This is a genomic window from Sphingobacterium faecale (assembly GCF_016746095.1).
Lineage (GTDB): Bacteria > Bacteroidota > Bacteroidia > Sphingobacteriales > Sphingobacteriaceae > Sphingobacterium > Sphingobacterium faecale.
Genome location: NZ_JAERTY010000005.1, coordinates 433762 through 445495, shown reverse-complemented (window position 1 = coordinate 445495; position 11734 = coordinate 433762). Strand labels below are relative to the sequence as shown.

The 11734-nt window shown below is 42.1% G+C and carries 8 protein-coding genes; 1 reads left to right on the top strand and 7 read right to left on the bottom strand.

What is annotated here, in order from left to right:
• Nucleotides 1-44: 44 nt before the first annotated feature.
• Nucleotides 45-926: a PorP/SprF family type IX secretion system membrane protein gene (locus JKG61_RS11785; protein WP_202103175.1), complete on the top strand. Its 882-nt coding sequence runs from the start codon at nt 45-47 to the stop codon at nt 924-926.
• Nucleotides 927-1009: 83 nt separating this feature from the next.
• Here the strand turns inward: JKG61_RS11785 and JKG61_RS11780 are convergent, their stop codons facing one another.
• From JKG61_RS11780 to JKG61_RS11750, 7 genes are all read right to left on the bottom strand, one after another.
• Nucleotides 1010-2572 (bottom strand): PKD-like family lipoprotein, encoded by a 1563-nt coding sequence (locus JKG61_RS11780; RefSeq protein WP_202103174.1) that lies wholly within the window; start codon nt 2570-2572, stop codon nt 1010-1012.
• Nucleotides 2573-2593: 21 nt separating this feature from the next.
• Nucleotides 2594-3424 carry a DUF4843 domain-containing protein gene (locus tag JKG61_RS11775; protein WP_202103173.1) on the bottom strand — a complete coding sequence of 277 codons (831 nt, stop codon included), beginning with the start codon at nt 3422-3424 and terminating at the stop codon, nt 2594-2596.
• A gap of 25 nt (nt 3425-3449) precedes the next feature.
• Nucleotides 3450-4892, bottom strand: a complete 1443-nt coding sequence (locus JKG61_RS11770; protein ID WP_202103172.1) for a RagB/SusD family nutrient uptake outer membrane protein — start codon at nt 4890-4892, stop codon at nt 3450-3452.
• Nucleotides 4893-4906: 14 nt separating this feature from the next.
• Nucleotides 4907-8242, bottom strand: coding sequence for a SusC/RagA family TonB-linked outer membrane protein (locus tag JKG61_RS11765; protein ID WP_202103171.1), 3336 nt, complete (start codon nt 8240-8242; stop codon nt 4907-4909).
• A gap of 261 nt (nt 8243-8503) precedes the next feature.
• Entirely contained in the window at nt 8504-9634 is a 1131-nt protein-coding gene (locus JKG61_RS11760) for a FecR family protein (RefSeq protein WP_202103170.1), read from the bottom strand.
• 83 nt (nt 9635-9717) lie between these two features.
• Nucleotides 9718-10311: an RNA polymerase sigma-70 factor gene (locus JKG61_RS11755; protein WP_202103169.1), complete on the bottom strand. Its 594-nt coding sequence runs from the start codon at nt 10309-10311 to the stop codon at nt 9718-9720.
• 342 nt (nt 10312-10653) lie between these two features.
• Nucleotides 10654-11688, bottom strand: coding sequence for a fatty acid desaturase family protein (locus JKG61_RS11750; protein ID WP_317192407.1), 1035 nt, complete (start codon nt 11686-11688; stop codon nt 10654-10656).
• Nucleotides 11689-11734: the final 46 nt, after the last annotated feature.

Below are 11734 nucleotides of genomic sequence, written 5' to 3'. Positions count from 1 at the left end.
TATCATGATAACATGATCACTTGTTAACTTCATAACAATACAACATGATAACAAAGAATACAATCATAACCCTATTATCGCTGCTGCCATTGTGCGGTCTGGCCCAGCATGGGGTGAGCTATAACCAGTTCGGTCAGTTACGCAACTCGTTCAATTCTTCGTTGAGCACGATGGACGAGCGTGGCAGTTTTGCTACACTGGGCCGGAGTCAGTGGACGGGGGTGGATGGAGCTCCCAGATCGGTATGGGTAACGGGACACGGTATGGTCAAGAATCTTGGCTTGGCTATCGGTGGTGATTTTAAGCACGCTTCGCTGGGAGTAGTGCGGGAGAATGAAATCACGGCTTATGCTGCCAAAGCAGTGCGACTTGGGGAGAATGAATACCTGAGCCTATCCATGGGCGGTGGACTCTTATTCTACCAGGGCAACTACCGGCAGCTGGATGGCGAGGATCCGGCCTTCTGGGAGGATGTACGCGGTACGGCTGGCGTGCTGAGTGTGAGTACCTCGTATTACCAAAAAGATAAATTCTATGTAGGGATAGCTATGCCGCGTTTTTCTTTAAACCGAAATACAGATCGGGAATATGAGTTCCGCGATGTGATCTACGTGACGGGTGGTATGCTGATCCGGCTGGACGATACGTTCAGGTTGCGTCCGTCATTCCTGGTGAGCCATATGCAGGAGATGTCGCCGAGATATGATGTAAGCGTAGTGGCCTTTATGGGGCCGAAGATCGGATTGGGGATGGGTGTACAGAATCAGGGTGACCTCTCGGGGCTGATGCAGCTCAATTTCGGTAACTTCGGTATAGGCTACAGCTATCAGTTCAGCGTCAACGGTCATACACTGAACCAGAAAATATCGACCAATACGCATGAAGTGGGCTTCCGTTATCGTATAGGCGGAATAGGGTTGTTGTAAAGTAAGGGCGTTACGGTGTTGAGAAGAATTAAGAAGTAAGGCAACGCACCGTAGGATAACCATCGGTACGTTGCCGTTATGATTTACAAAATAGTGATTTCTTTGTAAGTCACATCTTTTACTTTAGCAAAGCCTTTGTATTCCTTGATTAGTGTAAGATCGGCATTGAGTGGTGGAACCTCGTAAAACTGTACTTTGCCGCAGCTTTCAGCAGGTAACTGTTTGTTCTCCAATCCGACAATGAGCTGGTATTGCTGATCATAGTATTCTTGAGTTTTTCCTTTTACAGTATACTTGAAAAGATTAAATTTTAACATACTGATGTTTTCATCACCAAAGTCTTTAATCACCTTGTTCTGTCTGCTGACAATGTCGTACTGATATAACTTAGATCCTGCAGCATAAAACATATAAGGCAATGTAGAATGAAAGGCAAAAGAGTGGGCTTTTTCAATTTCTGGTATATTCAGCTCCGCATAATAGCTTTGCTCAAATAGTCCTACAGGAGAAGCGGGAATGAAAGAAATTCCATATAGGCTATATTTGTTATCTTTCTCCAGGATCGCATAGGCTCTGCTATTGCCATATAGCGTGGCGTCCATATATACTAGATTCTTACCGGTTTTGTAATCGAAAAGCTTATTACTCGAAGGATTTTCCATTGTGGCCATCATTGTGTTCCGGCCAGATGACCAGTTGACAAACTGTTTATTGGTGATATCGTAGGCTAAGACAGAGTTGCTTCCGTTGGATGGTTTAGGGTCGGCAGCGATATAAGGAGATACTTTGAATTCAGCCTTTCTATTTCCAGTCAATGTATTGACAGGAAATTGATAAATAGGACCCGCTACGTACATATACAGCGTGTATACATCATTGTCTCCATCAACAGCAACGTGATATCCGCTGGATGTGGCTTGTATGTTTTGGGGCATACAATTAGCAGATTTATTACCAAATTCATAGAGCATATTATAGGATGGGCCGGAGGATAATGTGGAATTGGTTAAATTATATCCACCGTCTGATTTTGTCAGTATGCCGATTTTGGCACGGGTTTGCGTGTCATAAAGAAAAATGAGCCGTCCGCCTTGGGTGATAGGGGGAAGTCCATTGGATGCCGTTAGATCGAAAGCCTGTACGGATCTGGTCGGTGATACAACAGCGATCATATCAAGACGGACCCGTTCACTGGCTCCTTCATTACATAATACCATCCAGCCTTCGGACACTGCGGAGGCAACGTTGAGTTTGAAGGGTTTTAAGGTTTCGAGACCAGTTCTATTATCTTTTACCACAAAGTTGACATCATATATCTTAGGAGCCAATTTGATAAAGTAATTCAAATCCTTTGGATAAGTAGAGTCTATTGCGACATAACTAAGGTCTCCTGCTTTGACAGATCCGTCTATGGCGTAGGTAAAGCTATAGTTTTTATTGTCGCCAAGGATTTCACCTTCCAGTGCAGATTTTATAGTGGGCGTGATCTTTAATGTATCGACATTGCCCAGTACATGAATCTGGTCTGGAATATTTCCAATCTCCAAGACATTAGCTGCGCTGTAGTTATAATTGCCTTTGTCTTTGTAGCAAGAGGAAAATAAATAGAAAGAGGCAATAACGTAGGTTATATATTTTATTTTCATAATATTAGATTCTTTTGTTCATCAATTTTGGATATTACTATAATCTACCATATACTCTGGGCCAAGTTGCATTAGCGTCACGCCGTCTTCTTCATATACAGGGGTGTTTGCTTGGAGGTTGTCTTCCAGGTAACCTTTTAAAACCTCGGCTGCGTATGGAAAACGACCCAAAGAAATCGGCGCGCCTGAGGCACCGGCATTTTCCCAGTCGGAGGATTTCCATCCCATCAATTCATTGAGCAGTTTGTTTTTTTTGACAGACCAGTCGCCAAAGTATTCTGGTCCGAAAATGCTGTAATAAAAACTCTCTTTGATAATCTCTGAAAAACTAATTCGAAACTTTGTCGCGATCATGGTCTTGTTGTTGCCGATATTCTTCAGTTCGGGTAGTAACAATTTGAAGTTTTGATTTTCAACAAGTTCGAAATCAATAGTTAATCTTTTTTGGCTGAGTAGAGGCGTACGTTTGAGTCTTACAGGTATATTGAATGAAGACTTTCCTGCTGGAATACTATAACTTTCCAATAAGGGTTCATAGTCTATTCCTTCTTTTGCAGTTCCACCCGATACTTTTACCTTGAAGGGACGGTCTTGGTCCGAGGTATTGCCTAGTGTACGCACAGGTACATTAATGATGCGTGTGGTGACAGTCTGTGCATCATTCTCAAAACTGTAGATTATTGAATCACGGTAACTCGTAGGGATGCCTGCTATGTTTGTCCCATTTACCGAATAAAAGTATATACCTGATACATCACCTTCTTCACCTTCGTAGAGAGAGATGGATTTCTCGCAGGAAATATGCGTCAGAAATGGAATCAGGAAAAGTATATTTAATAATTTCTTTTTCATTTTCTATATGGTTAATTAATGTAGCTTAATCTCTGTAACGGTTTTCACTATCTGGTAGCAGAGGCGTGTACCGAGCGGGAGTCATAGTGATGTTATTGTTACTGATGCCTGATCGGAGGGGGGTGATATTATTTCGTTTGTAATAGAAGAATAATTGGCCCTCTCCGAAGAACTCTTTCGTGTACTCGCTACGTAACCGCGCTGTAAGATTGTTGGACACCTCGCCGAGCCCACGTTGGTTGCGTAGCTTATTGAGGTAGACGTAAGCTTGCTGTTCACTGCTCTCGGCTTCTGCTGCTATAAGGTATAGTTCGGATAGCCGGAGTAAAGGCATAATATTATTGCGGTATAATGCGACGGTTTCTCCTTTTTTATGTTTGCTGGAATATACCGCATTCGCTTCTAAGCTTGAGTTTTTCCAGATCGGATAATTGCGATAGTCATTTTCTTCGCCTGCGAATAATGTTGCTATGTTGCCCGATCTGGGAATGAGAAGGCTTGATGCTGTCGCACTCTCGGGATTGAAGTAACGTTGAAAAATGTCGTTGCGACCGTTGGTGTAAAATGCAAAAAGGACCTCGGTTGAGAAAACCCGATCGGTATTGGTGGAATTACCCAAGATTTCAGTATGCTTGACGAATGGAAAGTAGGTCTCCCGATTAGGATCGTTTATAATCATTTTAGCATATTTGAGAGCGTTGGGTTTGTCACCGATGTAGAGATAGACTCTTGCTTTCAAGGCGAGCACAGCATAATAATTAAAGCGAAGTGTTCTGAACCGCTCTGTGTTGTCTGCGTCCTCTATAATGTCGGTCTGTGGACCTCCTGCAATAATGGGATCCGAGCTTTTTAGTAGCGATTCTGAACGGTCCAAATCTGCAAGTATTTGGTGGGCGGCCTCTTCTGCAGTAAGTAAAGGTGAAGCTGATACGGAAATATGATTTATGTAAGGTATACTTTTTTGACCTGAATTGTTCTTGTATATAGGACCAAATAAACGCAACATATCAAAGTGAAGAAAAGAACGTAGAGCAAGAGATTCGCCAATGAAAAGCGCTAACGACTTGCTTGGTATTAGAGATTCTTTATCTTTTCCATTCTCAATAATTTTATTGCAGTTCAGTATTGTTTTGAAGGATGCATCCCATATTTTCTCTAATCGCTCCTTAGTATACTTGGATGTGTAGCTATAGTTAGCGGTTTCGGTATAGTCTGTATTGGCAGCACGTATACTGTACTGCTGAGCCAATATTTCTATAAACTCGTAACTCAACGCTGAACCGTATAGGTCCGATTTTGTAAGATCTGTGTATACACCATTTAAGGCAGAAAGAAATCCAGCTTCTGAATTGAAAACATTTTCTTCAACAATACGGTCTGCTGGTTTTATGGCAAGCCATTTGTCGCAACTGCTTAAACTCAGTGCAGCAAGGGGAAGAATTAGTAATGCTCTTTTTAGCTTTTTCATAATTTAAGTTGTGGTTAAAAGGATATACTGGTGGAAAATGCCACGGTGCGGGCAAATGGATAGTCGATACCGCGCTCGGTCTTAATACTGGAAATAACAAAAAGTTCATTCATATAGGCATTGACACGGAGGCTGCGGATACGGGAACGCTTCATCCAATCGCCTGTAAACTCGTATCCGACACGGAATGATTCTAATGAAATCGAATTATCGTCTTGTACAAAGCGAGAGGACATAGGCGTGCTATTGGTCAATGAAATGCCTTTGAATGGGGCGATGTCACCAGGCTTCTGCCATCTGTCATATAGAGCACGTCTATCCTGATTATAACGAAGTGCAGATAATGTAATGTTTTCGACTTTATTAAATAACGCGTTATTGAAGGCCTGGCCGCCGTAGCGGTACCGGAAGTCTATATTGGCACTGAAGCCTTTGTAAGTAAATGAAGTACCAAAAGTTCCTTCTATTTTTGGTCTTCCGATCCCGACCTGGACTTCATCTTCGAAATTGTAATCTAAGGTGTAGATACCGTTTTTGTTAACAAATATTTCCATTCCACTGGAAGGATCGATCCCTTCGGACACGACGGTCCACAATGCATCAGGATTAGCACCATCGTAATAACGATTGAGGTTTTTATTGCGGCCAGTTTCATTAAACTTGTCTAGGGCATTACCAATCTTATCGATCTTGGAGTGTTCTGTTCTAAAGTTATAACGGAAAGACCAGATCTTACGGTTTACGGGATCGTAAATTGGAGAGTATGTAACAGTACCGTTAAAACCCCGGGATTGTTGTTCTCCAAGGTTGGTCAGCACCGTATTGACTCCAAGTGAAGATGGAACACCTACGTTGATCAATAAGGGATCTGTGACTTTCTGAAAATAGTCTAGATTGAAATTAAGCTTTCTGCTTAAAAAAGTAGCATCTATACCGACATTTTTGTCCAATGTGGTCTGCCATTTTAAGTCCGGATTGCCAAGACCAATCAGTGAAACAGCTTCGCCAAAATAAGGGGTGGTACTGTTAGCAAACATATAGGTCGTATAAGTCTGATAGGCATTGAAGTTCTGATTTCCGGGATTTCCGATAGACCCTCTTATTTTTAGAAGATTGATCCAGGGAACAGCTTTCATAAAGGTTTCATGGTGCATGTTCCAAGCTAATCCGGTTGACCAGGTATTGGAGTAACGCTTATTACTTCCGAATACGGAAGAACCGCTTAAGCGGTAGGTAACATCCATAAGATAGCGATCTTCAAAAGAGTATCCCGTGTTGAGATAGGCACTGTTAGAGCGGCTGGTACTTTCACTATATGCAGGTCTGCCATTTTCAGGGAAGCGTTTTGCAAAGGCGGCTGTAACGTAATCTCCTTTGGAAAAACCTTGTGCGGTGTAGCCATTAAGTAAAGAAGACATAGAGGATAGACGCCCGCCAGCTACAGCGTTGATACGGTGCTTGTCACGCAAGACTGTTCCATAGGTTGTTGTGAGCTCGCCTTCATATTGGAAACTGCTATTGTTTTTGTAGGTCAATGATCCGCGCAGTAAAGGGTCGGTTTTGTCGTAACTGCTGTTTTCTGGAGAGGTGAAACTATCAGTCTCATCAATAGACTTAGTAACACCTAGACGGGCACGTACTCTCAGAGATTGTAGAGGACTGTACTCTGCCGCAAAGTTATTATTGATACTATTGCCTTGCATTTGGTTTCTGCTGTTTAAGCTCGCATTCCACAAGGGATTCTCGACTTGTTCTAAAGTAGAATTATATAACCATTTCTCTACAAAACCCTCGTCATTGGTCTTCTTGTAGTAGGGGTTGGCTCTGGAATAGGCCGAGAAGGGTACGGAAGGGTCGCTAGAGTTTGTATGATTTATGGTCAGTTTATTGCTGAACTGAAACTTATCCTTACGATATAGAAGATCAACATTACCGCTGAATGTATTGCGCTTAGAGTTTTTCATTACTCCTGTAATACCGTTATAGTTGGCACCTATACCATAGCGCATATGTGCATCTCCTCCTTCCGCATAAATGGTCTGCCGTTGATTAATTCCGGTACGTATAGGTTCGTTAAGCCAATAGGTGTCGAATCCCTTATTTACATCTTCTAATCGCTGATTGTATAGCTGCCATTTTGCGATATTACTGGCTTCCCAATAGTCAAAGTCATACCGTCCGGCGAGTCGTTCAAACTGTAGCTTTTCTGCTGCATTCATCAGATTGTAACTGGAAAAGTCGGGAACAGAAATATTGAAGTTGCTATTGTAGGAAATCCGGAGCTGACCCGGTAGTGGCTGTTTGGTTTCAATGACGACGACGCCATTAGCGGCTTTGGAGCCGTAAATGGCTGTGGAGGCTGCATCTTTAAGGATGGTAATAGAGGCTACGCGCTCCATGTCCAAGTCCATTACTGTACGTAGGGAGGTCTCGAAACCATCCAGGACAAAAAGCGGTTGATTGGGATCTACACCAAATTCTTCTTTAAGCCCGACTACACTACTCTTGCCTCGGATTTCTAAATCGGGAAGCCGGTTGGGGTCGGAGCCAAACTGGTTGTTTTCCAATACAGCAAATACAGGATCTAAGGTCTTTAAACTCTGGATAATATTGGTATTGGCTACTGCTTTTAACTCTTGGCCGGTATAGGTTGTCGCTGATCCTGTAAAACTCTCTTTGGATCGGGAATAAACTCCCGTGACAATTACGTCCTGCACTTTGGTGTCGGTGGATTCTAACTTGATATGAAGAGCTCGGGCGCCTGTAGTAAATATGGTTTTTGGTTTGTAGCCTAATGAAGTGATGCGTAACGAATCGCTTTCTTCGTGCAGTATTATAGTAAACTGACCACGTCTATCCGTGATGCTTTGTACACGGCTTTTGCGGGCTGTAACTGTAGCACCGACTAATGGAGAACCAGATAGATCTGTGACTAGGCCTGTCACGGTTTTCTGTTGTATGTTGTTGTCTACGGTAGTCTGTACGATGGATGGAAACTTCGCTTTGACAACAATAGTTGTGCCTTGTATAGTGTAATGAAAAGGTTGTTCTGAAAACACCTCTTTGAGTACATTAGTGATGGGGCTATTCTGAAGGTCGACACTGACAGGAACAGCATGTTTTATCAATTTATCACTGTATAGAAAATCATATCCTGATTGCTTACGGATCTCCTTGAAGACCTCTACTAGTGAAGCATTTTTTTTGCGTATGCTCAGATGTTGTGCAAAGGTATTTGCAGTGACACTTAAGATGTTAAATGTGAGCAATATAACGGTTAGTTTCATTGCGACGATGAGTTTGGTCATGGGCGCTGGGGGGCGACTCATGGATTTAAAGTAAAATTTCATACATTTGATTAGTGTTTAAGCAAGGCGGCCAGATACTCGGCCAAGAGTAATAGGGAACGCCTAAATCTTTTAAGTTTAAATTGTTAGCACAATGCCCGTAAGGGACCTTAGTGATGTTGTTTAGCACTTGCCGGGGGCAGGCCAATGCTTCCGGCTTTGTTTTTCGTATCGTATCACATAAATTTTTAGTTAGTTAGTTAGTTAGTTAGTTAGTTAGTTAGTTAGTTAGTTAGTTAGTTAGTTAGTTAGTTAGTTAGTTAGTTAGTTAGTTGTGGTTATGATTACTTTGCCTTCTTTAATGGTAAATTGAAGATCACTTGCGGACTCCAGGCAATGAATGACTTCGGATAGATTCTTAGATCTGGATACCTGTCCACTGATGGTTTGGCTTTTATCAATTCCGATTTCGTAGGCGACGTCTATGCCATACCATCTGGATACGCGCTTCATTATATGTGCTATGCTCTCCTGGCGGAATATAAAATCTCCATTTTTCCAATCCATGACCTGCTCTATATCGGCTTTGTTCACAGCACAACGCCCGTTTGCTATCACGGCTTGCTCACCCGCTTTCAATAGACGTGAGTTAGATAGGTTCGCGTAATATAGTTGGATAGAGCCTTCTAATAGTGTGGTCTTGATAGTAGGTTCGTCATCGTAGCTTTTGATATTGAAATGTGTTCCCAGTACTTTTACCTTTTGTCCTTTGCTATGTACATAGAATGGACGCTCGCTGTCCTTTGCTATTTCGAAATAAGCTTCACCTGACAGTTCGACATCGCGGCTGCTGGAGGAAAAGGTCGTAGGGAATTTTAAGGAAGAAAGTGAATTGACCCATATCTTGGAGCCATCAGGCAAGATGACACGATGTTGGCCTTTAGAAGGTGTTGACAGCACATGAAACTCGTTGGGATGCTCTACAGCTGATACCGGTGAAAAGTAAACTAGCGCACCTTCCTCATTTTTACTTATCGTAGTTCCATTTTGGTACATGATAGTATCTCGGAAGAGTTCATCTAGATTGATTTTCTGACCGGTTCCGACTGTCAATATAGCCGCATCTTTGCCTGGTAGTATGTCATCGATCTGTCCTGTGATAGATGATTCAATTGTAGCGGTAGGGGATTTTTTGACGAAATATAAACCGATACTCACAAATAATATTACGGATGCCGCTGCTGCAACACGCCAATAGGCTACGCGACGGATAGGATTATTTTTTTGTTTGAATTGTAGTTCGAATGCACGCTTAGCATCCATAAGTTGTTCTTCTGTGAGCTTAGACTCCTTATCTCGATTGATCTGGTGAATCCATCGATGGAGGATAGCGAGCTCTTCGGTAGTACAATTTCCGGATCTATACTTTTCAATTAGTTCTTTTGGATCGTTCATTCTTTATTTTAGGTCTTGTATATAGCTAAGACGGCTTAAGAACTTCACGTGGGTACAAGAGAATGAAAAAAAGTTTAATTTTTTTAGAAAAAAATAAGGTAGAAAGCGAGCAACTCCAAAAGAAGATTGGCGAAGTGGCTCAATTTAAGCCGTAAGTGACGGAGGGCACGTTTCATCTGTGTCTCTACGGTACTTTGGGATATAGAAAGTCTATTTGCTATTTCGTGATTGCTTAGCCACTCTTTACGACTTAGGATGAAAATCTCGCGCATTCGTGGGGGCATAGCTTTAATCTCTTGATCGATCAGTGTTTTTAATTCCTTTTCACGAATCAGGTGGTCACTGGGAGAGTAGGTCTCCATAATATGTTTTAGACTATCCAAATATTTGGTCTCAACCTTTTGATGGGTGAAGACATCGAGTATGCGGTTACGAATAGCGGTGAAAAGGTAGGACCGAAGGGTAACGGTGATGTGGAGAGTAGATCGTTTGTTCCAGATGCTCAATAAGATGTCCTGCACGATGTCAAGGGATTGCGAATTGGCCTCTAATTTTTTATTAGCATAGATATAAAGGAGACTATGGTAGCGCTCGTATAGTTCAGTGAACGCTTTTTGATCATCGCTTTTTAGTAACTTCAGCAAATCGCTATCAGAAAGTTGTTGGTACGGTAACATGCTCTTTTCTAATTCGTCAAGTACATAGTCAATACATACTCGTATTCGTGGTTAGCTAACACGACAAAGCTAGATTTATTTTATGAAGAATCCTAAAGTTGTTTGTTGTTTAACTGCACGGAGAAGTTATAGTGATGATGGTCAATAGGATGTGGATCCTAGCGGTCAGTCCAGCGTCAACGGTCATACGCTTAACCAGAAGATATCGACTAATACGCATGAAGTCGGCTTCCGTTATCGTATAGGCGGAATAGGGTTGTTGTAAATCGTGTATCCGGTAAACAAGCTAATTTAAGCTGCAGGTACGATCTCTTTTGCTTTAGTCGAATCTCGGTTGTATGATTACCTGGACATGGCGTGGATGACTTGGATATGGGATCGGAATGCTGCCCAGAACGACCGGAACTCATTGTACTTGATGTTGTATTCCTGGCAGGTCTGACGCACAATACGGTTAAGAGCAGGATAATGGACATGGCTGATCTTGGGAAATAGATGGTGTTCGACCTGATAGTTGAGTCCGCCAAGTATCCATGTTAATATCTTACTCTGGGTAGAGAAGTTGGCTGTGGATTGTATCTGGTGAATCATCCATTCTTCTTCCACTTTTGACTCCTCAATAGTTTTGAATGTTGTTTCGGAAACAACATGCGCCAATTGGAACACCGTAGCTAGACTCATGCCGCATACAGCACCGGCAATCACAAGCCCGATCAAGGTGGGAAGCCAACCTGCTATGAGAACGGGAAGGATGATAAAGAGTCCGAGGTGAAATAGTTTGCTGGTCCAGAATATGACCTTCTCGCGTAATGGGAAATGGAATTTTTCTGTACTATGCCCCATACGTTGTCTAAAATATTTCTCGTAATCCTGATAGAAGATCCAGGCTAAGTAAGAAATCCCATAAAGTAACGGAAAATAAAACCGTTGATAACGATGATGCTTCCGTAATTTTTGGTCATGGTGTATGCGCATAAACTTGACTTCTATATCATGGTCCTCCCCATCGATATTGGTGTACGTATGGTGTGCTATATTGTGCTTTAGCTTCCAGAAATAGATATTACCTCCTAACAAATTCAACGAATAGGATAGCAGGGTATTGATACGTTTGTTTTCGGAGAAGGAATTATGTCCGGCATCATGCATGATATTAAAACCGATAGCAGCTAGGTTTACACCGAATAGTAAACATAGGATGACCGAGATAGCCCAGTGGGGCTGAACGAATACCAATAGACTATAGAGCAAAACAAATGTGAGAAGTAATATGCTGGCTTTTATAAAAATGCGGCGGTTACCTGTTTTCTTTTGAAGTGTTTCTTTGAAATATTGATTGGTTTTTTCTTTGAGTGTACGTGAAAATAAGGTATTCACATTGCTGAATTTTATTGTTGGAGTCATTGAAACGGTAAAGGGGAAT

What these genes read in the sequence shown, in the direction of transcription:
- JKG61_RS11785 (WP_202103175.1), top strand. Translation starts at nt 45, where the DNA reads ATGATAACAAAGAATACAATCATAACCCTATTATCGCTGCTGCCATTG.
- JKG61_RS11780 (WP_202103174.1), bottom strand. Translation starts at nt 2,572, where the DNA reads ATGAAAATAAAATATATAACCTACGTTATTGCCTCTTTCTATTTATTT.
- JKG61_RS11775 (WP_202103173.1), bottom strand. Translation starts at nt 3,424, where the DNA reads ATGAAAAAGAAATTATTAAATATACTTTTCCTGATTCCATTTCTGACG.
- JKG61_RS11770 (WP_202103172.1), bottom strand. Translation starts at nt 4,892, where the DNA reads ATGAAAAAGCTAAAAAGAGCATTACTAATTCTTCCCCTTGCTGCACTG.
- JKG61_RS11765 (WP_202103171.1), bottom strand. Translation starts at nt 8,242, where the DNA reads ATGAAATTTTACTTTAAATCCATGAGTCGCCCCCCAGCGCCCATGACC.
- JKG61_RS11760 (WP_202103170.1), bottom strand. Translation starts at nt 9,634, where the DNA reads ATGAACGATCCAAAAGAACTAATTGAAAAGTATAGATCCGGAAATTGT.
- JKG61_RS11755 (WP_202103169.1), bottom strand. Translation starts at nt 10,311, where the DNA reads ATGTTACCGTACCAACAACTTTCTGATAGCGATTTGCTGAAGTTACTA.